The organism is Psychroflexus sp. MBR-150 (assembly GCF_053628795.1).
In genome coordinates this window covers 1-23,771 of the sequence record NZ_JBRJHB010000024.1, presented here as the reverse complement: position 1 = coordinate 23,771, position 23,771 = coordinate 1, and the positions used below count along the sequence as shown (strand labels likewise).

Here is a 23,771-nt window from a genome sequence, read left to right as displayed (position 1 = left end):
CATGAAAACGATGAGAATAAGCCTGTTTTTAATTTTAAGCATAATGATTTCGCATAGCGTTTTAGGTCAAAAACAAAAAAGAGACCTTGACAACTATAGATTTCCAGACAAAAGAGGAATTCAAACCTTTGAGGCTCCTAAAGACACTGCAACCACTTTTGAAGATGTACACGTAAGAATTGGCGGAGCTTCTACACTACAATTTCAAGCTATTAACCACTCTAATAATGGTAATGTAGAACTTATTGAAATTGGAGATAACTTTAACTTGGCTACTGCAAATTTAGATCTTGATGTTGAACTTTATGACGGTGTTAGAATGCACCTTAGAACTTATTTATCTTCTAGACACCACCCAGAACCTTATGTTAAAGGTGGTTACTTTCAAGTAGATAAACTGGATTTTATAGAAGAAGGTTTCTTAGAAGATTGGATGCAATACCTAACATTTAAAATTGGGCACATGGAAATCAACTATGGTGATGCTCACTTTAGAAGAAGTGATAATGCTTCCACTATATATAATCCGTTTATAGGTAATTACTTAATGGATGCATTTATAACAGAAGTTGGCTTTGAAGCTTATTATAGACGAGATGGATGGATAGGTATGCTTGGTATCACCAACGGAAAACTTAACCAAGATGTAGAAAAAACAGATACTGATCCTGTATTTTTAGCAAAATTCGGTTACGATGACCAAATCACTGAAGATTTTAGATTTAGAGCTACAGGATCTGTGTATCATACTGCAAAATCATCTAAAAACTTTTTATACGACGGTGATAGAGCTGGCTCAAGATACTATTTAGTTGTCGAAGAAGTTGGTGCAAGCACACAATCTAATTTCAGATCTGGACGTGTCAATCCTCAATTTGCAACTGAAGTGACTTCAATTATGTTTAATACCTTTTTAAATTACAAAGATTTTGAATTCTTTGGAATTTATGAAAATTCTAATGGTAGAAATTTTGGTGAAACTTCAGATAGAACTTACAATCACTTTGCTGGTGAGTTGATTTACAGATTTGGTAAAACTAATAATTTTTACTTAGGCACTCGTTACAGCTATGTTGATGGCGAACAACCTGGTAATTTAGATGTTAGTGTTGACAGACTTCAACTTGGTGCAGGATGGTTTATGACCAAAAATATCCTCGCTAAGATAGAATATGTTGATCAAAACTACAATGATTTTGACCCTACAAGTATATTTGGCGATGCTGAGTTTGACGGAATTATGCTTGAGGCTGTAATAAGTTTCTAAAATTTGAGTTTTAATTATATTGGGTTTGCTTAATTATTTAAGCAAACCCTTTTAAATAAATATCAATATCATGAAATCTTTAGTTTATTTACAGTTTATATTTGTTGCCCTTGTATTATACTCTTCATCTTACAAGTCTGTAAAAGTTAATATTCTAAAAAATAGCAAAATTGCAATTCATGGATCATCAAATGTTAATAAATTTATTTGTGAATATGAAAATGTCATAAACTTGTCTAACGATATTATAAATTACAGCTTAGACGATAATCAAATTAAATTAAAAGATACTGAGCTTTTATTAAATACAAAAGCATTTGACTGTGGTAATAAAGGTATGAATAGAGATTTTAAATCGCTTTTAAATGCTGATAAATATGAAAACATCAAAATTCAAGTGCTTAGTATTATGCCAGAAAAAGATTGTATTTCTATAACTTCAAACATTTCAATCTCTGGACACCAAAAGCAATATAAATTTACTGTAAACGCTTCACAAAATGGATCTTACAAAGGATCTTTAGATTTAAATATTTGTGACTTCGACCTGAAACCGCCAACTAAAATGCTTGGATTAGTTAAAGTTGATGAAACCATTACCATTGAGTTTGATGTTTATTTTGAAATAGAGAAAATTTAATCATTCAACTTCAATACTGCCATAAAGGCTTCTTGTGGTATTTCTACATTTCCGACGGCACGCATACGTTTTTTCCCTTTTTTCTGCTTTTCTAATAGTTTTCTTTTTCTTGAAATATCACCGCCATAACATTTGGCTGTAACGTCTTTTCTTAAAGCTTTTACGGTTTCACGAGCAATGATTTTTGCACCAATTGCCGCCTGAATAGGAATGTCGAATTGTTGCCTCGGAATCAGTTCTTTTAGTTTTAAACACATTTTCTTTCCAATATCGTAAGCATTATCAAAATGAATGAGTGCAGATAAAGCATCAACAATATTTCCATTGAGCAAAACATCAACTTTGACTAATTTTGAAGTCCGCATGCCAATAGGTGAGTAGTCAAATGATGCATAACCTTTAGAGACGGTTTTCAATCGGTCGTAAAAGTCAAATACAATTTCTGCTAACGGCATATCAAACGTTAATTCTACGCGTTCTGTAGTGAGATAGGTTTGATTAGTGATTTCTCCGCGTTTTTCAATACATAGCGACATTACGGGTCCAACAAAATCAGCTTTGGTGATGATACTGGCTTTGATGTAAGGTTCTTCAACATGATCTAATGTAGATGGCTCAGGCAAATCTGACGGATTACTTACGATGATGGCTTCATCTGGTTTTTTAGTAGTGTATGCGTGATATGAAACGTTTGGCACTGTGGTGATTACCGTCATTTCAAATTCGCGTTCAAGTCGTTCTTGGATGATTTCAAGGTGCAGCATTCCAAGAAATCCGCATCTAAAGCCGAACCCAAGTGCTGCTGAACTTTCGGGTGTAAAGATCAGCGAGGCATCGTTGAGTTGTAGCTTTTCCATAGCGGCTCTCAAGTCTTCATATTCTTCGGTATCAACTGGATAGATGCCCGCAAAAACCATAGGTTTGACATCTTCAAAACCTGAAACAGCTTTTTGTGTAGGATTTTCAGCATCGGTTATAGTATCACCAACTTTGACTTCTTTGGCGTCTTTAATACCTGTAATTAAATAGCCTACATCGCCTGCTTTAATTTCATTTTTTGGAAATTGAACTAACTTTAAAGTGCCAATTTCATCTGCGCTATAAGCTTTATTGGTAGCCACAAATTTTATCTTTTGGTTTTTTTTAATACTGCCATCAAAAACTCTAAAGTAAGTTTCAACACCACGAAACGGGTTATAAACAGAGTCAAAAACCAAAGCTCTTAGCGGTGCATTTTCATCGCCTTTTGGAGCTGGAACTCTTTTGATTATAGCTTCTAATATTTCTTTGATGCCTATACCATTTTTGGCACTGGCTGGAATAATTTCGTCTGGACTACAACCAATTAAATCGACAATATCATCGGTTACTTCTTCTGGATTGGCCGATGGTAAATCAATTTTATTGAGCACAGGAATAATTTCCAAATCATTTTCTAAGGCCAAATATAAATTAGAAATGGTCTGTGCTTGAATGCTTTGAGCCGCATCTACAACCAATAAAGCACCTTCGCAAGCAGCGATAGAACGCGACACTTCATAAGAAAAATCGACGTGACCTGGTGTATCAATCAAGTTGAGCACATATTCTTGTCCTTCGTATGTATAAACCATTTGAATGGCGTGACTTTTTATAGTAATGCCGCGTTCGCGTTCTAAGTCCATATTATCAAGTAACTGTTCTTGTTTTTCACGAGCTGTTACCGAGTTTGTAGAATCTAAAAGCCTGTCGGCCAAGGTGCTTTTGCCGTGGTCGATGTGGGCGATAATACAGAAATTTCTAATGTGCTTCATAGTCTATTGCAATTGGCTGCAAATATAAGAGAATTAGTGATGCCACAAGATAGACATCTTGCAAATCATTTGTTGAAATTTTAGCTTTAAATTTATAAGAATAATTGCCTGATAAGATAAATTTATAATAGCACTCAATCTTATTTTTATTGAATTTTTACTGCTTCTGCTTGAGTAGAATTTTTAAATCTGATAAGTTGTCATTTAATTCTTCAAACTTCAATTCATATCCCGATTTATCAAACAACAATTCATCACCTAAACCATTGGTGTTAATTTTAAAATCACCTTTTTCATCTGAATATGTGTAAATATCTGTGCCATTAACTAGTACTTTTACACTGTCTAAAGGCTGATTCTGATTGTCATAAATTTTTCCACTAACTAAATTAGTATCTTGACAAGATGCTAAAAACAGAAAAAAACAGCAAAGACTTATTTGAATTAAACGCATTCTATTAAATTTAGACTTTCAAATATATTGCTATGAAATCAATTATCATCTTTTTTAACCTATTGATAGGGCTTTCTGCTTACGCACAATTGTTATCTGACAAATCAAACTATACAAGAGCAGATTCGCTACGTGGTAGTTTAAGACCTGAACGCACTGCTTTTGATATGCTGAAATACAATCTCAATATCAGCGTCAACCCAGAGTCAAAATCAATTTCAGGTTATAATACAATCAACTTTGAAGCGCTTGACAATCAAGATATCATACAATTGGATTTATTTGAAAATATGATAATAGATTCCATTGTTTTTCAACATAAAAAACTGAAATACAAAAGAGAATTCAATGCCGTTTTTATTGATTTTGAAAAAGAATTAAAAAAAGGCTCGCAACATCAATTAACGTTTTATTATCACGGCAAACCTATCATAGCCAAAAGACCACCTTGGGACGGCGGATTTGTATTTGATAAAGATAGTAACGGTAACCCGTGGATAGCTGTTGCCGTGCAAGGTACGGGTGCAAGCTTGTGGTTTCCCAACAAAGACCATTTAAGCGATGAGCCCGATGAAGCCGAAATTAATATCACTGTACCAAAAGATTTGGTGGCTGTTTCAAATGGAAGATTAATCCGAGAAATAGAAAAAAATAATCATCTAAAAACCTACCACTGGCAAGTAACTTATCCAATCAACAATTACAACATCACTTTAAATATTGGCGATTATGTACATTTTTCAGACCAGTTTCAAGATTTAGATTTAGACTATTATGTACTGCGAGAAAATCTTGATAAAGCTAAAAAACATTTCAAACAAGTGAAACCTATGATGGCTTGTTTTTATGACAAATTAGGTGAATATCCTTTTAAAAATGACAGTTTTAAATTGGTGGAAACGCCATATCTCGGTATGGAACACCAAAGTGCAGTGGCTTATGGAAACAAATATCTTAATGGTTATCTCGGTGGAGATTTATCTGGTACGGGCTATGGACTTAAATTTGATTTCATCATCATCCACGAATCGGCTCACGAATGGTTTGGCAACAATATTACAGCAAAAGACATTGCAGATTTGTGGATTCATGAAGGTTTTACGACTTATGCCGAGTCTATTTTTGTAGAATGCCAATATGGCAAACAAGCCGCATTAGATTATCTTTTTGGTCAACGACAAAGAATAAGTAATAATGGCCCAATAATAGGTGATTATGGCGTTAATTCTGAAGGCTCATCAGATATGTATGCCAAAGGTGGTAATATTATCAATACATTAAGAACGCTTGTAGATGACGATGAATTATGGTGGGAAACGCTAAGAGATTTTAACGAAGAATTTGCTTACAAAACAACATCGACTAAAGAAGTCATCAATTTTTTTAACCGATCAGTTAATAAAGATTTGACCGCGTTTTTTAAACAATATTTATATCACAAAAATATTCCTGAATTGGTTTTTAAATCCAATCAATCCAAAAATAAAATTCAGTATAAATGGAATGTTGATGTAGAAGGTTTTGATATGCCAGTAAAACTTATAATGGGCAAAACTTCAAAATGGATTTACCCTAAATCTGAAACTTGGAAAACTTTAAAAATCAAACCTGATCAAGTTGTTGAAATTGACGAAAAACAATTTTATATTGATATCAAGTTTGTTGACTAAAATAACCTTTCTAAAATCTAAAATCTAAAATCATTTCATCTTAGCACTAACCGTACGTTTTCTATTGACTTTGCCATTTGGGGTTTCTTCAAATTTTTCGACTAAATAAATCTTCTTGGGTTTTTCATATTTGGTCAATTCTGACATATTATCAATGGCTTTGCTTAAATCACTAATGGCTTCCTCAGAAAATGGTAGTTCTACAAAAAGAACAACTTTTTCGCCAAGTGCGTCATCTGGCATTGAACTAAGAAAAAAACGTTGAGTGATGATTTTTTGAAGTTTTTTTTCGACTTCTTCGGGATGAATTTTAATACCACCTGAATTGATAACATTGTCTGCTCGACCTTTCCAATAGAATTTTTTATAAGTTACTATCTCAACAATATCATTGGTTAATAAAGGTTCATCTAATATTTTTGGTGCTTTTATGATCAGTCTATCGTTTTCATCTGAAGCTACAGAGATATTAGGAAGTGTTTTAAAAGGTTTTGGTTCATTTATGTTTGATTTTTTGCTGTTGACTTTTCTGGCGGCAAAATGTGAGATGGTTTCGGTCATACCAAAAGTTTCGTAAACTTTGGTTGGAATGCCTTGAACCATTTGTTTCAGGTTTTCTGAAATATGTCCACCACCAACAATCAGTTTTTTTATCAAATGTAATCGATTTAAAGAATTGTCGAGCTGAAAAGGTGTCATAGAACAAAAATCATACGTTTTGTAGAGCTGATCTAATGGGTTTGAACTTGGCTTAACCACATCGATATGCCAACCCAAAGTCATAGCACGGACTAACATCATCATGCCACCAATATGTTTAGGTGGTAAACACATCAAGGCTTTGGTTTCTTCTTTGACCTTAAAATGTTTACCTGTAGCTAAGGCTGAATTGACCATTTTTTGCTTATCGATAAAAAACTCTTTAGGTTCGCCAGTAGAGCCTGAAGTCCTTACTTTGATATCGTCGTAGTCTTCATTTAGCCAATCTAAAAGGAAATTGCCTACACGTTCTTCAAAAGGTTGACCTTCTTTGATAAAGCTGTATGCAACTTTATGCAGATGCATTCTTGAAAAGTGTGTGCCATTTAATTTGAAGCTGGGATGAATTTCAAATTTATGCTTTGCCATATTTTTAATGTGTTGACTAAAATATTAATTATTTGTGTTATGATATTTTAAAGTTTCATAATGTAAATTTAATAAAAATCTTATATCTAATTCACCAAAATCTTAAATCCCTTATTAAATTTGGGTTAAACTTCACTTGATGGTTCGTATTTTACTTTTCCAAATAGTTTTTGTTTCCAGTTTTTCCATTTGTAAATCTTAGAATACATCAAAATCAAAGCGGGATAGAACACCAAAACAGGAATATAAACATCGCTGACCAAAGAGGGCTCGCCAAGATACCTAAAAACCGAATGGGTTTGAAAAGCCGTCCAATCAGCGGTTAAAAGTAAAGCGGTTAAAAGATTGTTGCCAGCGTGGAATCCAATGGACAACTCTAATCCTTCATCCATTAAAGTCATAATGCCTAAGAAAAATCCTGTGCCGATATAAACAATTAAAGTTTGATAACCCAATTTGGCAACTTCAGGATTAGCAATGTGCAGACCACCAAATAAAACAGAAGTTAAGATTAAAGCCACAGCACGACTTTTAAAAACACTGCCAAAACCTTGTAGCAAATAGCCGCGAAACAACAGTTCTTCAAAAGTGGTTTGAATAGGCACCATTGTAATGCCAATTAAAGCTAAAATTAAAAATCGATTGAGCTCAAAATTGTATTGATAATCTTCTGGTGATAGTTGATAGTCTAATAAAATCGAGCCTGAAATCAGCACAGCAATCACCCCAAAACTCAATCCAATACGATTCCAATCTATTTTTTCTCTCGAGGTGATGAGTTGTTTTAGTTTCAGATGATGCAAAAGTTTGATGACTAAAATAATACCGGCAAAACCAAATACAAACCCGAGTAATAAGAGGAAAAAATTAAAATTTGACTCTAATGTGCCCATCAAAACACTAACATCTGAGAGTTTCATCAGGATTTCATCAGCAGACAGGCCATCATTAAGCAGTTTTAAAAACACAAAAAACACTTGAATAGTTGAGCCGAGTTGCCAAATGATAAAAATGATAAAAAATCCCACAAGATACCGCCACCAATCGGTGTAGCCTTTATACGCTTGCTCTATAAATCCTTTCATTTTTTAGTTTTTTGTCTTTAGTTACGAGCTATTAGACGGTTATAATTTCATTAAAATTGTCCCATTTTTTGTTGGGATTGTATGTTAAATATTCGCCTTTAACTTCTAAAGGGCTTTTAATGTTATTGGTAAATAAACTACCTGTACCTAAGCCTTGTGGACGTTTTAGGCCTAAGCTATAAGTGAACTGTGCTATGGCATTAAGCCCGACATTACTTTCTAAAGCACTGGTTATCCAATAACCAATTTGATGTTGGTCTGCTATTTTCATCCACGTTTTACAATGTTCAAAACCGCCAACCAAACTGGGTTTTAAAATGATATATTGTGGCTGTATAGTTTGTAAGAGGTTTTGCCGTTTTGTTACATCTTGTATGCCAATTAATTCTTCGTCCAGAGCAATATCTAAAGGTGTTTTTTCGCATAGCTTTGCCATAACTTCCCAATGACCTTGTTTTATGGGCTGTTCAATGCTATGCAACTCATATTCACTCAGGCGTTTGAGTTTTTCTAAGGCTTGATGCGGTTCAAAAGCACCGTTGGCATCAACTCGAAGTTCGATATCTTTAGCTGAAAACTCTTGTCGAATGTATTTTAGTAAGTTGAGTTCTTCTTCAAAATCAATAGCACCAATTTTGAGTTTTACACAATGAAAACCTTGTTTGATTTTGTCTTCAATCTGCGATTTCATAAAAGATTTTTCGCCCATCCAAATCAGACCGTTGATAGGTATTTTGTCTTGACCTTGCGTAAATTTTGACGGGAATAAATCAAAACCATCATCAGCTTCAAGTGATAAAAACGCCATTTCTAAGCCAAACTGAATAGAGGGGAAGTCAATGGTTTTTTTTAGCAATTCATCTAAACCTAAATCAATATGCTCACAAACCCATTGCAGTTGGTTTTCATAATCCGGTCGGTCGTCGAAGCTCAAGCCTTTAAAAAGCCCGCATTCGCCGATGCCTTTGTTTTGACCGTCTTCAAGAATTAAAAAATAAGTTTTTTTCTCTCTTAAAACGCCACGAGAAGTGCCACTGGCTTGTTTGAAAATTAGATTGTAAGGTTTGAAATAAGCTTCTCTCATATATGAATTTTAAAAAGTTTAAAAATATCAAATTAAGATGACAACTGACATAAAAAAATCTAAATGAAAATTTATTAAAAGACTATTTTTGATTACGTGAAAAAATAATATAGTTACACGTAAAAATATAATTATGGATAAAAAACTCACATTAAGTTTAAATGAGGATGTTATTGAAAAGGCAAATAAATACTCAAAACAAAGTAATACAAGCTTATCAAAACTGATAAAATTTAAAGCTATGGTAGTACTTTTGGAGCTAAATGATAAAATTACTGAACTTGCTTTAAGTGATGAGAGTTTTAATGATTTTGAAGATGCTCTTCAATATTATACAGCTATTGAAAATGAAATAGATATAATTATAACAAGAAATAAAAAGGATTTTAAAAATTCAAGGTTGCCTGTTTTAAGTGCAAAAGAATATTTGTCAATAAAAAATTGAATACTTTAATTTTACTCAAGTCAGTTTTATAGGAATTTATCAACTTTAAGTTAACTTCATTTTTGTATTTTTACTCCTGATTTTAATTGTGGTTTTGGATAAAAAATGTACATAATAGTGATGATAAAGGAGATGACAGTTATTATTTGTCAAGACTATGGATTTTATTTAACATAATGGCGATTTTTATTTTTGTTTTAGGTTTGAGCGTAGTTGAGAACCAGTCACATCTCGACTTCGCTCGATGTTAAAACATATTGAATTTCACCCAATGTTAAAACATATTGAATTTCACCCAATGTTAAAACATATTGAATTTCACCCAATGTTAAAACATATTGAATTTTACCTAATGTTGAAACATTTTAAATTTAATATTTTGTCAATCAAGCTTTTAAATTTTCAAAACAACAAAATATATGATGGATTTCATCTTTTAGATAAAAATTTTGAAGTCAAAAAATTAATCCAAGAAGCCAATGAGTTAGTCGCTATTTTTGTTTCAAGCTCAAAAACCGTTAAAAAAATACTCAATAAAATTTCATAAATCAAAAATTATAAATCAAAAACATGCCTGATCAAAAACGACTTTTCCTTCTCGATGCTTATGCTTTAATTTTCAGAGGTTATTACGCTTTAATCAAAAACCCACGAATCAATTCTAAAGGTCAAGATACTTCAGCTATTATGGGGTTTACTAATTCCCTGTTTGACGTGATTAAGCGTGAAAACCCAGATCATTTGGCCGTTTGTTTTGATAAAGATGGCAGTGCAGAACGCAAAGAGATTTACGAAGATTATAAAGCCAACCGTGATGAGACGCCAGATGTCATCAGACAATCTATACCAATTATAAAGGATATTCTTAAGGCTATGCACATTCCAATAGTTGAAATTTCAGGAATGGAAGCTGATGATATCATAGGAACCTTAGCTAAACAAGCTGAAAAAGAAAACTACAAAACCTATATGGTTACACCCGATAAAGATTTTGGACAATTGGTCAGCGAAAATATTTTTATGTATCGTCCTGCCAGAATGGGCAACGCGATTGAAATTTGGGGAATTCCCGAAGTGCAAAAACGCTTCGGCGTTGAACGACCTGAACAAGTCATTGACTATCTCGGTATGATGGGCGATGCGTCAGATAACATTCCAGGTTTGCCAGGTGTGGGCGACAAGACGGCCAAGAAGTTTATCAAACAATTTGGCAGTATGGAAGCACTTTTGGATAACACCGATCAACTGAAAGGCAAAATGAAAGAAAAAGTAGAAGAACACGCCGAGCAAGGACGAATGTCTAAAAAGTTAGCGACTATTTTTACGGATTGTGATGTGCAATTTAATGCTGAACAGTACGAGCTGAGCAAACCCGATGTTGAAAAAGTTATCGACATATTTAAAGGTTTAGAATTTCGCCGATTGACGGAGCAGTTTTTAAAAATGTTCAATGAAGGTGTTGAAGAAAAACCCAAAACAACTTCAACTGACAAAGATGTTAAACAAACGCCAGGTTCAGGTCAATACTCGTTGTTTGGCAATGATACGGATAAAAAAGACGTGAAAGCAGAAGATTTTCAAGGCTATCAATCCTTAGACAATACGGATCACCATTACCAATATGCAGATACTGACAAAGCGATTGATCTTTTGATTGAAAAAATGTGCCAACAAGATTCGGTTTGTTTTGATACCGAAACCACAAGTCTCAACACCTTAGATGCCAAATTGGTTGGTATTGCATTTTCTTGGCAAAGCCACACCGGATTTTATGTCCCAATTCCAGAAGACGAAACCGAAAAAGACAATCGCTTAGAAAAACTTAAAGCATTTTTTGAAAATGAAAAGATTGAAAAAGTTGGTCAAAATTTAAAATACGATTTAAAGGTTCTAAAAAATCACGGCACAGAAGTCAAGGGTAAATTATTTGACACGATGTTGGCACATTATATCATCAACCCTGATATGCGACATAATATGGATGTTTTGGCAGAAACTTACTTGAATTATTCTCCCAGACCTATAGAAGACTTAATAGGTAAGAAAGGTAAAAACCAAGGTTCAATGCGTGATGTAGAACTCGAAAAAATCACAGAATACGCCGTTGAAGATGCCGATATTACTTTACAACTCAAACAGTTTTTTGAAGAAGAACTCAAAGAAGCTCACAACGAACCTTTATTTCATAAATTAGAAATTCCATTAGTACGTGTGTTAGCTGATATGGAAATTGAAGGCATCAAGGTAGATAAAAATGTGTTGAAAGATATTTCAAAGTCATTAGATAAAGATATTAAAGAATTAGAACAAAGTATTTACAAACAAGCCGACGAAGAATTTAATATTGGTTCGCCAAAACAACTCGGTGAAATTTTATTTGGAAAACTAAAAATCTCCAAAAAACCTAAGAAAACAAAATCAGGTCAATACTCAACGGCAGAAGATGTGTTGTCTTATCACGCCAAAGAGCATAAAATTGTACAAGATGTTTTAGATTGGCGTGGTTTAACAAAATTAAAAAACACCTATGTTGATGCACTGCCCAAACAAATTCATAAGAAAACAGGTCGTGTTCATACTGAATTTATGCAAACCGTGGCGGCAACAGGTCGTTTGAGTTCGACTAATCCTAATCTTCAAAACATCCCGATTAGAACGGAGCGTGGACGAATGGTTAGAAAGGCTTTTGTGCCAAGAGATGATAATTACACTTTGTTAGCAGCAGACTATTCTCAAATAGAGTTGCGGATTATTGCGGCCTTGAGCCAAGAAGAAACAATGATAAAAGCTTTTCTGAATGGCGAAGATATTCACGCATCAACTGCTGCAAAAATATTTAATGTCAAACTTGATGAAGTTACCCGCGAGCAGCGAAGCCAAGCTAAAACCGTGAATTTTGGAATTATTTACGGTGTTTCGGCTTTTGGCTTGAGCAATCAGACCAATTTGAGCCGTTCAGAGTCTAAAGAGTTGATTGAAACCTATTATAAAACCTATCCTAAGCTGAGAGATTATATAGATAAACAAGTTGAATTTGCACGAGAAAATGAGTATGTCAAAACCGTAATGGGCAGACGACGTTACCTTAAAGATATCAATGCTTCAAACCGTATGGTACGCAGTGGTGCAGAACGCAACGCTGTTAACGCCCCAATTCAAGGCAGTGCGGCAGACATCATCAAAGTCGCGATGATCAATATTCACAAAAAGTTAGAGGAAGGTCAATATAAGTCTAAGATGTTACTTCAAATTCATGACGAACTGATTTTTGATATCCACAAGTCTGAATTAGATGAACTTCAACCACTGATTAAATCCGAAATGGAAAGTGCTTATGAGCTAAAAGTGCCTTTGGATGTTGAGGTTGGCGTAGGAGCTAATTGGTTGGAGGCACATTAGAAAAAATGATTGATTCTAAAAAATAAAACAATGCCGAAATTAGTTATCAAAAGAGCAAAAGAATGGGCAAATGGAGCAAGAAACTATCGCCTTTATTTAAACGATAAAAAAATTGGTAAAATTGGTAATGGTGAAACTGAAGTCATTGAAATTGAACCAGGTTCTCATAAACTTCAAGCTAAAATTGACTGGTGTAGTAGTGAAAATATAAATTTTGAAATTGAAGATAATGAAACTTATGAAGTAAAGTTATCAAGTTTTATGTATTCAAACTGGCTTTTTCCAATGGTCTTGTTAATCACAGCTTTATATTATGCTTTCGATGAAGAATTAGGTCTAACTTACCAATTTTACTTTTTTGCCATTTTACCTTTTGGACTGTATTTTTTATACTTCATAACTTTTGGGCGGAATCGGTATTTGAGATTTGTAAAATTGAAATGAGTTAAGAAACTAAAGATTTTTTGTGGCAATGAAATCTTTAATGTGTTTATCAAAATCAACATTTGAGAGAATAATTTCACTTTTTTTAATGACGCAATCTTTACTGATAAAAAAAACTTTGTTGAGATAGTTGCGATAAAAAGGTGAATGCTCTTCAGCTATAATCATAAATTCATTTTTTGAATTATAGTTGTAGTTTTTAACAGCATCAAGCCATACGTCAGGAAATTTATAATCAATATTTATGCCGATGAATTGAATTTCTGGATATTTTAATTTCAGCTCTTTTATTTTTTTGATTCTTAATTTATGATGACTTGGCGATTGTACAGACCAAAAATAAATCACACTTAAGTCTTTCTTTATTACATCTTCTAACTTGTGATTTATAAAATCTTGTGACTTGATTTTTATATCGTTTAAATTAGCACCAACAATCATTGAGCTTTGAAAATCAACTAACGATTTTAAACGTTTTTTCTCTACTTCAGAAAAGTTGAATTTGTCTATCAGAGATGTTGTATGTTTTAAGTGTTTTGTGTTTTGGGCATAAATAATTTCTTCTTGAATAAAACGCTCTAAAAACCGTTTTCTTAAATGTTTGTTTTTGATTAAACTATCTACAAGGTTTATTCTGTGATCTAAATTATTGTAAGTGTTTAAGTCAAAACAGTCTTTGTAAGAATGTTCTTTTTGACATATCTCGATTGATAAATTTTTTAAGTAATTATCTAAAAATCTAAAGTATCCAAAAAGATTAGGAATGTTATCGTCTTTTAAATCAATTTTGTTTCTATAACTGTAAAAATCTGCATTGATGTTTTTGGCTTTTTTTTGATTGTATTTGTTCATCAAAAAGGCATAGCGTTCACGCATATCATAAAATTCAAAGTCAATGCTTTTTTGAGCGATGTCCACAAAAGCTTCACTTAAATTATGTTTTTCTTTTATTTGTTGCAGTTTGTTTTCTCTTGAAGTTCTTATCGAATCTGTTTTGTATTGGAAATCTTGTGGCGAAATTTTATAATATGAAAAAATCAATTCAGAATTTTTTTCGTTGAGTAAATAGTTTTCAATTAAAAAATTATTTTCTATTGCACTTGAACCCCCAAAAACTAAGGATTCATCAAAATCTAAAGTGTTTAATCTTAACTTTATACTATCTTTGGGTTCGATGTAAACCAACTGATACTCAAATGCATGCTTAAAAGTAAACAGCCCAGGTTTGTCAATATTTAATTTTGCTGAAAAGTGTCCATTTTTATCCAATGGAATACTATCTATAATGTCGTTTTGTTTCATCAGTATAACATAATCATCTTTTGGATTGACAATGCCACCGCCAAAATAGGTTAAGTCGTTTTGGTTTCGTGAACAAGCCAAGCATAAAACACTAATGAAACAAATTACTGCACTTTTCATACACTGTATTTAAAACAAATATAGAGTGATGATTTTTAGCCTGTTGTTAAGTCATCGTTAAAAGCTTATATCTTTATGATTTGCTTTACACAATAACAGAATATTCATACTTTTGCAAAAATTTTCAATTATGCTTTCAGTTTCTAATTTATCGGTTCAATTTGGCAAACGCGTGCTTTTTGATGAAGTCAACACAACATTTACCAGTGGGAATTGTTACGGCATTATCGGTGCTAATGGTGCAGGGAAATCTACTTTTTTGAAAATCATTTCAGGTCAAATGGAGCCTACTTCAGGTCATGTCAGTCTTGAACCTGGTAAAAGGATGTCGGTATTGGAGCAAGACCACAGTGCTTATGATGATTCACCTGTTTTAGAAACGGTTTTGATGGGCAATCAACCGCTTTATAAAATCAAAAAAGAAATGGATGAGATTTATGCCAAAGAAGATTTTAGTGAAGCTGATGGCGAACGCGTCGGCGTTTTACAAGTAGAATTTGAAGAAATGGACGGTTGGAATGCTGAAAGTAATGCCGCCTCTTTGCTATCCAATCTTGGTATTGCTCCAGAATTGCATTACAATAAAGTTAAAGATTTAGACGGTACACAAAAAGTAAGAGTGTTGCTCGCAAAGGCTTTGTTTGGCAATCCTGATGTGTTAATTATGGACGAGCCAACCAATGATTTGGATTACGAAACCATAAGCTGGTTAGAAAATTTCCTGGCCAATTATGACAACTGTGTTATTGTGGTTTCTCACGACAGACATTTTTTAGATGAGGTGTGTACACATATTTCTGATATTGATTTTGGAAAAATCACACACTACAGTGGCAACTATACGTTTTGGTATGAGTCTTCGCAACTTGCTGCTCGTCAACGTGCACAACAAAACAAAAAAGCTGAAGAAAAGAAAAAAGAATTACAACAATTCATAGAGCGTTTTAGTGCCAATGTAGCTAAATCTAAACAAGCCACTTCACGTAAAAAGATGATAGAAAAATTAAATATTGAAAGCATTAAACCTTCAAGCCGAAGATATCCAGCCATAATTTTTGAACGCGAACGCGAAGCAGGTAACCAAATTTTAAACGTTAATGATTTAAGTGCTGAATTGGATGGAGAAATACTGTTCAGTAAAATCAATATCAATTTGGCTAAAGGCGATAAAACCTTTATTTATTCTCGAGATTCAAGAGCAACTACAGCTTTTTATGAAATCATCAATGGCAAGCAAGAGCCTAAATCTGGAAATTTTGAATGGGGTATTACCACATCGCAGAGCTATTTACCTAACGATAATTCTGAATTTTTTGACAATAAGCTTTCTTTGGTGGATTGGTTAAGACAATGGGCAAAAACAGATGAAGAGCGAGAAGAGGTTTATATCAGAGGGTTTTTAGGTAAAATGCTTTTTAGCGGCGATGAAGCCTTAAAAACTGCTGATGTGCTTTCTGGTGGCGAAAAGGTAAGATGCATGCTCAGCCGAATGATGATGATTCGTGCCAATGTCTTGATTATTGATGAACCTACAAATCACTTAGATTTAGAATCTATTACAGCTTTCAATAACGCGTTGGTCAACTATAAAGGCAATGTGATTTTTACCACTCACGACCACCAATTTGCACAAACCGTAGCTAATCGTGTGATTGAATTAACACCCAACGGTGTGATTGATAAGTATGCCACTTTTGAAGAATATATGAGCGACCCAACCGTAAAAACCCAGAGAGAAAAGTTGCTGGCTGAAACGGTTTAACTTGAAAATATCAAACTCCAATTCTCAATGAGCTTGTAAACAAAAAGACCTAAATAAATTGTTGAAACCAAGAGTTTCATAAATGTTGAAGCCAAAAATCCAACAAAAGAACCTAATGCAGATTTGAAAGCATGCTTTGAATTGCTGTTGATATTAAACAATATTTCTCCTAAAAAAGCACCGATAAATGGTCCAAGCAAAACGCCAAAAGGCGGAAAAAACAAACCTACTACAAGACCAATAGTTGATCCAATTGCCCCAGCTCGTGTTCCACCAAAGTATTTGGTTCCAACAATTGGGATAATATAATCCATAACAAAAATAAAAACCGCAATACCCAAAGTTATGCCCAAAAACCAATAATCTATGGCAACATCAGGTATCAAATAAAACATTAGCAAACCCAACCAACTGATAGGTGGACCAGGCAACACAGGAAGTATGCTACCAATAATTCCAGATAGACAACATAAAATTCCTAATGATAATAATAAGATTTCAAGAACCATTTTAAAGCATTATTTAGATTTACAAAAATGACTAAATTAAATTGATTTTTTTAATTTACTTTTGTCATTCATTTCTTTTAACTCAAAAACACGTATAGCATGCAACTGTACAACACTTTAAGCGCAAAGGAAAGAGAAGCACTAATTGAACAAGCTGGAGAAGAACGGCTTACGCTTTCCTTTTACAAATACGCCCATATTGGCAACCCCGAATTGTTTAGGAACCATTTATTTGTGGCTTGGGATGCAATGGATGTTCTTGGCAGAATCTACGTCGCACATGAAGGCATAAATGCTCAACTATCTATTCCAGCCAAACAGTTTATTGAGTTTAAGACGTTTATAGATGAGATTTATTTTTTGAAAAATGTCAGGCTAAACATTGCCATTGAACAAGACAATAAATCATTTTTAAAACTCAAAATCAAAGTCCGTCCAAAAATTTTAGCCGATGGCTTGAATGATAAAACTTTTGACGTTACCAACAAAGGTAAACACGTAAATGCAGAGGAATTTAATCAGCTTATAGAAGACCCAAATACAGTTTTGGTTGATATGCGTAATCACTACGAAAGTGAAATAGGTCATTTTAAAAATGCCATAACACCAGATGTAGATACTTTTAGAGATTCTTTAGACATTATAGAAAAAGATCTGAAAGATTATAAAGACAATAAAAAGTTAGTCATGTATTGCACAGGCGGAATTCGCTGTGAAAAAGCCAGTGCTTACTATAAACACAAAGGATTTAAACAAGTTTACCAATTAGAAGGTGGAATTATTGAATACGCGAGACAAGTAAAAGCACAAGGTCTTGATAATAAGTTTTTAGGTAAAAATTTTGTGTTTGACCACCGCAGGAGTGAGCAAATTTCAAATAAAATTATAGCACGTTGTCATCAATGTGGTGAGCCATGTGATACACATGTTAATTGTGCTAATGAAGCCTGTCATCTTTTATTTATACAGTGTGAAGCTTGTGCTCAAAAAATGGATAATTGTTGTTCTGAAAATTGTCAAAATGTTATAAAATTACCTTACGAAGAGCAAAAGCGACTTAGAGCTGGTAAAAAAAATAGCAATAAAATTTTTAAAAAAGGTCGTTCACCTGTGCTTAAATTTAAAGCTTAACGTAAGCAATAGAAAGTCTTTAAGTCTTAAATAAATCCTTAAAAATTCTATTCATGAAAACGATATTAATCTGACGGCTACATACCCTAATTTTTTTTATGCAGCACATTTGATGTCATATTGATGAAAGTTGATTAAAAACATCAATAAATATAATATCATCTCAAGAGTTCATATCTTTGTTAGAACAAATTATTTTAGCCTAATCATTTGTTATTAAATTTTAGCTCCTAAATATTGTGGTATGATAGATTTAAGAAGTGATACTGTAACCCAACCAACAAAAGAAATGCTTGACTTTATGTTGAGTTGTGCGGTTGGTGATGATGTGTATAAAGAAGATCCAACGGTAAATGCTTTAGAAAAATATGTGTCAGACCTGTTTGGAATGGACTCGGCATTATATTTCCCAACGGGAAGTATGGCTAATCAAGCCGCAATAAAACTACATACCCAACCAGGTGAACAATTGATATGTGATAAATGGGCACATGTTTATAATTACGAAGGTGGTGGAGCATCATTTAATTCTGGTGTCTCTTGCAAGTTGATTGACGGTGACAAAGGTATGATAACAGCAACACAAGTAAAGAATGCTATAAATCCACCTGATTTTTATCACAGTCCTTTAACGAGTTTGGTTTGCTTAGAAAATACTACCAACAAAGGCGGTGGTGCTTGTTATGATTTTGAAACCATGAAAGCCATTAAAACAGTTTGTGATGATCAGGATTTGGGTTTGCACTTAGATGGAGCAAGAGTGTTTAATGCTTTTACTGCTCAAGATTATACACCAAGAGATTTAGGTCAAATATTTGATAGCATCAGCATATGTCTATCCAAAGGATTAGGTGCACCGATGGGAACTGTTTTAGTTGGAAAACAAAAACTCATGCAAAAAGCTATGCGAGTCAGAAAAGTGCTTGGTGGTGGTATGCGTCAAATTGGATATATGGCGGGCTGTGGTCTTTTTGCCTTAAAAAATAATGTCAACAGACTTCAGGTTGACCATGATAAAGCAAAGGAAATCAGTAATACATTAGAAAAATTAGATCACATTAAAAAAGTTGAGCCTACAGAAACCAATATTGTTATATTTTATTTAAACGATGAGATAAAGCCTTCACACTTTGAAAAGTATTTAGCAGAAAAAAATGTGAAAATTAGTAATATGGGTGAAGGTAAGTGGCGTATTGTTACGCATTTAGACTATTCAGACGAAATGCATGAAGCGTTTTTGGAAATACTCAATAAATTTGAAAATTAAGTTTTTGGCTTTATAACATAAGGAATTATCTCACGTTGAGCTAAGCGATAATAATCTTTATCTTGTTCAGAAAAAGAATTTGTATATTCTATGGGATGAACTTCAAAGCCAATAGATTTGAGTTTGTCAAAATAATCAAGACCATAAATCCGCACATGGTCGTATTGCCCAAAAATTTTACTACGCTCTTTGGGGTCGGTGATGCTGTTATCCTCAAAAGTTTTTTCTCTATTTAAGTCCTGAGGAATTTGCAAAATGGCCCAACCTCCTTTTTTAAGAATACGATAAATCTCCGTCATAGCTTTGGTATCATCTTTAATGTGTTCCAAAACATGATTACAAAGCACAACATCAAAACTTTCGTCATCGAATGGTAAGTTACAAATATCAGCTCTAACATCTGCAAGTGGCGAATTTAGGTCAGTTGTTGTATAATCTAAGTTGTTTAAACTTTTAAAACGTTTATAAAAGGCTTGTTCAGGAGCAAAGTGAAGTAATTTTTGAGGTTTACTAAACAAATCAGTTTCATGCTTTAGAAACAACCATAATAACCGATGTCGTTCTAGAGACAGAGTAGAAGGTGAAAGCACATTGGGTCTTTGTTTTTGGTAACCGTAGGATAAAAATTTTCTAAAAGTAGAACCATCAATTGGATCTTGATATTTTGATCCCTTATAAATGTATTTTAATATGGGTTTGAAACAAAAACTTATTTTAATCAGAAAAGTTCTAGGAAATAGATTTAATAAAAATTTAAAAACGGTGTTCATCAAAGAAAGATATCAAATAAAAATGAAATTTATAAATGAACCGCAAGTAACCATAACCTAAAAGTGCCCAGAGCGGGAGTCGAACCCGCACGCCCTAACGGACACATGGCCCTCAACCATGCCTGTCTACCAGTTCCAGCACCTGGGCAATACATTTAAAACATAACTGGAAATCTTAATGAAATTGGATTGAGTTTAGCACATAACTGTTCAGTCTAATTTGTCTCCACTTCATAACATACTTTATGCTTGGTGAAGTTTCCACAAGCCTGTCTTGAGCAGAGATAAAGCTCAGCATAAACTTCTCACCACATCCAGCTCACTATGTGATCTGGATGGGGCTTACTTCGACAAGCTCAGCATAAACTTCTCACCCCATTCAGCTCACTATGTGATCTGGATGGGGCTCGAACCCATGACCCTCTCCTTAAAAGGGAGATGCTCTACCAACTGAGCTACCAGATCTGAATAAATAAAATTTTATAATAACAACAGAGAACGTTAACTAATTAATTAGTATTAGTTGAATTTAAAACTCTTTAACTCCTTTCAAAACAATCTTAACATTTGATAAATCCAACTTAAATATTTCAGCACTGCTCAGCATAAACTTCTCACCACATCCAGCTCACTATGTGATCTGGATGGGGCTCGAACCCATGACCCTCTCCTTAAAAGGGAGATGCTCTACCAACTGAGCTACCAGATCTTTAATTTAAAAACTTATAACAGCCTTAAAATTTTCAGGGTGCAAATATACTATCTATAATTTATTTATCAAGTTTAAGGGTTCTTTATTTTAAAGGAATTTTAATTTTGTCATTCTAAATAGAAAAGAATGATTGTTTTATTAGGTTATATGGGTTGTGGCAAATCTTCAGTTGGTCGTTATTTGAGTGAGAAATATAAGTTAGAATATTGTGACTTAGATGCTTATATCGAAAAAAAAGAGCGTTTAAGTATTAAAAGAATTTTTGATATAAAAGGCGAAATTTATTTTAGGAAAATTGAACATCAATATCTGAAATCTATTTTAAAGCAAAATCAATTTGATGTTGTGTCTCTTGGCGGAGGAACACCTTGTTATGCAGATAATATGGAGATGATTAATGCAAAAAAAGAAATAACTAGCATTTATCTGAAAGTTGACCTCCTGACTTTAACCTATAGACTTTTTGAACAAAGACAGCAAAGACCTTTAATTGCTCAGATTGATGATGTAAATCAACTTAAAGATTTTATTAGAAAGCATTTGTTTGAAAGAGAGTATTTTTATAGACAAGCCAAGCAAACTTTAGATGTTTCAAAAATGAGTGTAAAAGAAATTGCTGACACTTTAAAGAGCAGTTTTTTCAAAAAGCTGTAATCATTTTAATTTTTAGCCGTATTTATTTAAATCATTATTATGGTCATCTTTGTTTTTATTAAGTCTTAATGTTTCAAATAAATCAACTATACAAATCAGCCATAACCACTTTGATTTATCAAGTCAATTATTTTTTACTCTTATTCAATTCTATGCCTAATTCTTTCAATTGTTCTTGATCCAAGGTTGCTGGGGCATCAATCATCACATCTCGGCCCATATTGTTTTTTGGAAAAGCAATAAAATCTCTAATACTTTCCTGTCCGCCAAGAATAGCGACTAAACGGTCAAGGCCAAAAGCAATGCCACCGTGTGGAGGTGCGCCGTATTCAAAAGCATCCATTAAAAACCCAAATTGTTTTTGAGCTTCTTCTTTGGTAAAACCAAGCACGTTAAACATTTTGCTTTGCAAGTTTTTATCGTGAATTCTTATAGAGCCACCACCAATTTCATTACCATTTAAGACCAAATCATAAGCATTGGCGTGAACTTCGCCTGGAGATGTTTCCAGTAATTCTACATCTTCTGCTTTAGGCGAAGTAAACGGATGGTGCATCGCGTGATAAGCTTGAGTATCTTCATCCCATTCTAATAGCGGAAAATCAACAACCCAAAGCGGAGCAAATTCATCAGGTTTTCTCAGGCCTAATCGATTACCCATTTCCATGCGTAAAGCACTGAGTTGAGTGCGTGTTGGGTTGATATCTCCAGATAAAACCGCTATCAAATCTCCAGGTTGAGCATTGGTTTTTTCAGCCCATTGTTTAAAATCGTCATTATCATAAAATTTATCAACTGATGATTTAAAACTACCGTCTTCATTACATTTGACATAAACCATTCCCTTTGCCCCAACTTGAGGGCGTTTGACCCAATCGATGAGTTTGTCAATCTCTTTTCTGGAATAGCTTGCCCCACCGGGAATAGCTATGCCAACAACCAATTCTGCTTCGTTAAAAATTTTAAAATCTTTGTGTTGAGCTATCGCGTTGAGTTCACCAAATTTCATTCCAAATCTGATGTCTGGCTTGTCATTACCATAGGTTGACATAGCTTCATCATAAGTTAGCCGTGGGAAGTTTTCAACTGTAATGCCATGTGTAGTTTTGATGAGATGTTTGGTCAAACCTTCAAATGTATTGAGAATATCTTCTTGTGTAACAAAAGACATTTCGCAGTCTATTTGTGTAAATTCAGGCTGTCTATCTGCTCTTAAATCTTCATCGCGAAAGCACTTTACGATTTGAAAATACTTTTCTAAACCACCAACCATCAGCAATTGTTTAAAAGTTTGGGGCGATTGCGGTAGGGCATAAAACTGTCCTTGGTTCATACGGCTTGGCACCACAAAATCTCTCGCGCCTTCAGGAGTAGATTTAATTAAATACGGAGTTTCCACTTCTATAAAGTCTTGTTGTGCTAAATAATTTCTTACCGCCATACTGACTTGACTTCTAAAAATCAATTTTTGTTTGACGGGATTTCGTCTGATGTCGAGATAGCGATATTTCATACGCAACTCTTCACCGCCATCGGTTTTGTCTTCTATGGTAAATGGTGGCAATTTAGAGGTGTTTAAAACCACTAAATCTTGAACTAAAATCTCGATTTCACCAGTTGAAATGTCTTTATTTTTCGATTCGCGTTCAATAACTTGACCTTCAATTTGAATCACACATTCACGCGACAATTCAGTGGCTTTATCAAGAATAGATTTTGGCGTTCTTTCAGTATCAAAAACCAATTGCGTGATGCCGTAGCGGTCTCTCAAATCTACCCAAACGATAAAACCTTTGTCTCTAATTTTCTGAACCCAACCCGAAAGTTTGACCTTTTGGTTAAGGTGATTGATATTTAATTCGCCGTTGTTATGCGTTCTATACATTTGGATTGATTTTTTAAAACTTTTGCAAAAATAAGGAAGATGAGAGAATTAAAACCTATTAAGCATAAATTATACCTTACCCATTTAGAAAAAAAAAGAATAGTTTTATAAACAACATATTGAGAGGGTGAAAATGTATTTTTATATATTTTTAATCATTGTTGTCCGATAAAAATCTAAATTACTAAAAAAATCTTTTGTATCGCCTAATTTCACTGTGTAGCTTTAGTATTTTAAAAATAGAACCTCC

At 33.6% G+C, this 23,771-nt stretch carries 19 protein-coding genes, 3 tRNA genes and 1 pseudogene; 11 read left to right on the top strand and 12 right to left on the bottom strand.

Annotation, left to right across the window (positions count from 1 at the left end; translation table 11 throughout):
- The first annotated feature begins 1 nt into the window (after position 1).
- Entirely contained in the window at positions 2 to 1,267 is a 1,266-nt protein-coding gene (locus ACSSV5_RS11030; RefSeq protein WP_454245911.1) for a hypothetical protein, read from the top strand.
- Between the two features lie 70 nt (positions 1,268 to 1,337).
- A complete protein-coding gene (locus ACSSV5_RS11025) occupies positions 1,338 to 1,907 on the top strand; it encodes a YceI family protein (protein ID WP_454245910.1) in 570 nt (189 codons plus the stop codon).
- On the opposite strand, the gene lepA is transcribed toward ACSSV5_RS11025, so the two are convergent.
- Both lepA and ACSSV5_RS11015 read right to left on the bottom strand, forming a co-directional pair.
- The gene (gene lepA, locus ACSSV5_RS11020) at positions 1,904 to 3,700 is read right to left on the bottom strand and encodes a translation elongation factor 4 (RefSeq protein WP_454245909.1); all 1,797 of its coding nucleotides are present in this window, start codon (positions 3,698 to 3,700) and stop codon (positions 1,904 to 1,906) included. The genes ACSSV5_RS11025 and lepA overlap by 4 nt on opposite strands.
- 157 nt (positions 3,701 to 3,857) lie before the next feature.
- On the bottom strand, positions 3,858 to 4,154 hold the full coding sequence (locus ACSSV5_RS11015; RefSeq protein ID WP_211064766.1) for a carboxypeptidase-like regulatory domain-containing protein: 297 nt from the start codon (positions 4,152 to 4,154) through the stop codon (positions 3,858 to 3,860).
- A gap of 32 nt (positions 4,155 to 4,186) precedes the next feature.
- Between ACSSV5_RS11015 and ACSSV5_RS11010 the strand changes: the two genes are divergently transcribed.
- A complete protein-coding gene (locus ACSSV5_RS11010; protein ID WP_454245908.1) occupies positions 4,187 to 5,824 on the top strand; it encodes a M1 family metallopeptidase in 1,638 nt (545 codons plus the stop codon).
- A 30-nt stretch (positions 5,825 to 5,854) separates the two neighbouring features.
- On the opposite strand, the gene ACSSV5_RS11005 is transcribed toward ACSSV5_RS11010, so the two are convergent.
- From ACSSV5_RS11005 to ACSSV5_RS10995, 3 genes are all read right to left on the bottom strand, one after another.
- Complete coding sequence (locus ACSSV5_RS11005) at positions 5,855 to 6,952, bottom strand: AMP-binding protein (protein ID WP_454245907.1); 1,098 nt, start codon at positions 6,950 to 6,952, stop codon at positions 5,855 to 5,857.
- A 125-nt stretch (positions 6,953 to 7,077) separates the two neighbouring features.
- Complete coding sequence (locus tag ACSSV5_RS11000; protein ID WP_454245906.1) at positions 7,078 to 8,037, bottom strand: CPBP family intramembrane glutamic endopeptidase; 960 nt, start codon at positions 8,035 to 8,037, stop codon at positions 7,078 to 7,080.
- A 31-nt stretch (positions 8,038 to 8,068) separates the two neighbouring features.
- Complete coding sequence (locus ACSSV5_RS10995; RefSeq protein WP_454245905.1) at positions 8,069 to 9,121, bottom strand: o-succinylbenzoate synthase; 1,053 nt, start codon at positions 9,119 to 9,121, stop codon at positions 8,069 to 8,071.
- A 121-nt stretch (positions 9,122 to 9,242) separates the two neighbouring features.
- Between ACSSV5_RS10995 and ACSSV5_RS10990 the strand changes: the two are divergent.
- The 4 genes and pseudogenes from ACSSV5_RS10990 to ACSSV5_RS10975 all read left to right on the top strand — a co-directional run.
- A pseudogene (locus tag ACSSV5_RS10990) lies at positions 9,243 to 9,566 on the top strand (DUF6364 family protein); the annotation flags it as partial.
- Between the two features lie 379 nt (positions 9,567 to 9,945).
- A complete protein-coding gene (locus ACSSV5_RS10985; protein ID WP_211064761.1) occupies positions 9,946 to 10,113 on the top strand; it encodes a hypothetical protein in 168 nt (55 codons plus the stop codon).
- A gap of 23 nt (positions 10,114 to 10,136) precedes the next feature.
- Complete coding sequence (gene polA, locus ACSSV5_RS10980; protein WP_454245904.1) at positions 10,137 to 12,965, top strand: DNA polymerase I; 2,829 nt, start codon at positions 10,137 to 10,139, stop codon at positions 12,963 to 12,965.
- Between the two features lie 30 nt (positions 12,966 to 12,995).
- Positions 12,996 to 13,409, top strand: coding sequence for a hypothetical protein (locus ACSSV5_RS10975; RefSeq protein ID WP_454245903.1), 414 nt, complete (start codon positions 12,996 to 12,998; stop codon positions 13,407 to 13,409).
- A 9-nt stretch (positions 13,410 to 13,418) separates the two neighbouring features.
- Here the strand turns inward: ACSSV5_RS10975 and ACSSV5_RS10970 are convergent, their stop codons facing one another.
- Positions 13,419 to 14,831 (bottom strand): TlpA family protein disulfide reductase, encoded by a 1,413-nt coding sequence (locus tag ACSSV5_RS10970; protein ID WP_454245902.1) that lies wholly within the window; start codon positions 14,829 to 14,831, stop codon positions 13,419 to 13,421.
- A 130-nt stretch (positions 14,832 to 14,961) separates the two neighbouring features.
- Here ACSSV5_RS10970 and ACSSV5_RS10965 point away from each other — a divergent pair, with 130 nt between their 5' ends.
- Positions 14,962 to 16,593 (top strand): ABC-F family ATP-binding cassette domain-containing protein, encoded by a 1,632-nt coding sequence (locus ACSSV5_RS10965; RefSeq protein ID WP_454245901.1) that lies wholly within the window; start codon positions 14,962 to 14,964, stop codon positions 16,591 to 16,593.
- On the opposite strand, the gene ACSSV5_RS10960 is transcribed toward ACSSV5_RS10965, so the two are convergent.
- Entirely contained in the window at positions 16,590 to 17,102 is a 513-nt protein-coding gene (locus ACSSV5_RS10960) for a DUF456 domain-containing protein (protein WP_454245900.1), read from the bottom strand. The two genes, ACSSV5_RS10965 and ACSSV5_RS10960, sit on opposite strands and share 4 nt — an antisense overlap.
- Positions 17,103 to 17,201: 99 nt before the next feature.
- On the opposite strand from ACSSV5_RS10960, the gene trhO reads away from it, so the two are divergent.
- The gene (trhO, locus tag ACSSV5_RS10955; RefSeq protein ID WP_454245899.1) at positions 17,202 to 18,233 is read left to right on the top strand and encodes an oxygen-dependent tRNA uridine(34) hydroxylase TrhO; all 1,032 of its coding nucleotides are present in this window, start codon (positions 17,202 to 17,204) and stop codon (positions 18,231 to 18,233) included.
- Positions 18,234 to 18,477: 244 nt separating this feature from the next.
- Positions 18,478 to 19,500, top strand: a complete 1,023-nt coding sequence (locus ACSSV5_RS10950; RefSeq protein ID WP_211064754.1) for a threonine aldolase family protein — start codon at positions 18,478 to 18,480, stop codon at positions 19,498 to 19,500.
- Here the strand turns inward: ACSSV5_RS10950 and ACSSV5_RS10945 are convergent.
- The 4 genes from ACSSV5_RS10945 to ACSSV5_RS10930 form a co-directional block, all read right to left on the bottom strand.
- Entirely contained in the window at positions 19,497 to 20,270 is a 774-nt protein-coding gene (locus tag ACSSV5_RS10945; RefSeq protein WP_454245898.1) for a class I SAM-dependent methyltransferase, read from the bottom strand. The genes ACSSV5_RS10950 and ACSSV5_RS10945 overlap by 4 nt on opposite strands.
- A 64-nt stretch (positions 20,271 to 20,334) precedes the next feature.
- Positions 20,335 to 20,418, bottom strand: a tRNA-Leu gene (locus ACSSV5_RS10940).
- Between the two features lie 244 nt (positions 20,419 to 20,662).
- A tRNA-Lys gene (locus tag ACSSV5_RS10935) sits at positions 20,663 to 20,735 on the bottom strand.
- Positions 20,736 to 20,906: 171 nt separating this feature from the next.
- Positions 20,907 to 20,979 (bottom strand) — tRNA-Lys (locus ACSSV5_RS10930).
- Positions 20,980 to 21,108: 129 nt separating this feature from the next.
- Between ACSSV5_RS10930 and ACSSV5_RS10925 the strand changes: the two genes are divergently transcribed.
- Positions 21,109 to 21,636, top strand: coding sequence for a shikimate kinase (locus ACSSV5_RS10925; protein ID WP_211064752.1), 528 nt, complete (start codon positions 21,109 to 21,111; stop codon positions 21,634 to 21,636).
- Positions 21,637 to 21,763: 127 nt separating this feature from the next.
- Here the strand turns inward: ACSSV5_RS10925 and aspS are convergent, their stop codons facing one another.
- Entirely contained in the window at positions 21,764 to 23,521 is a 1,758-nt protein-coding gene (gene aspS, locus ACSSV5_RS10920) for an aspartate--tRNA ligase (RefSeq protein WP_454245897.1), read from the bottom strand.
- Between the last annotated feature and the right edge of the window lie 250 nt (positions 23,522 to 23,771).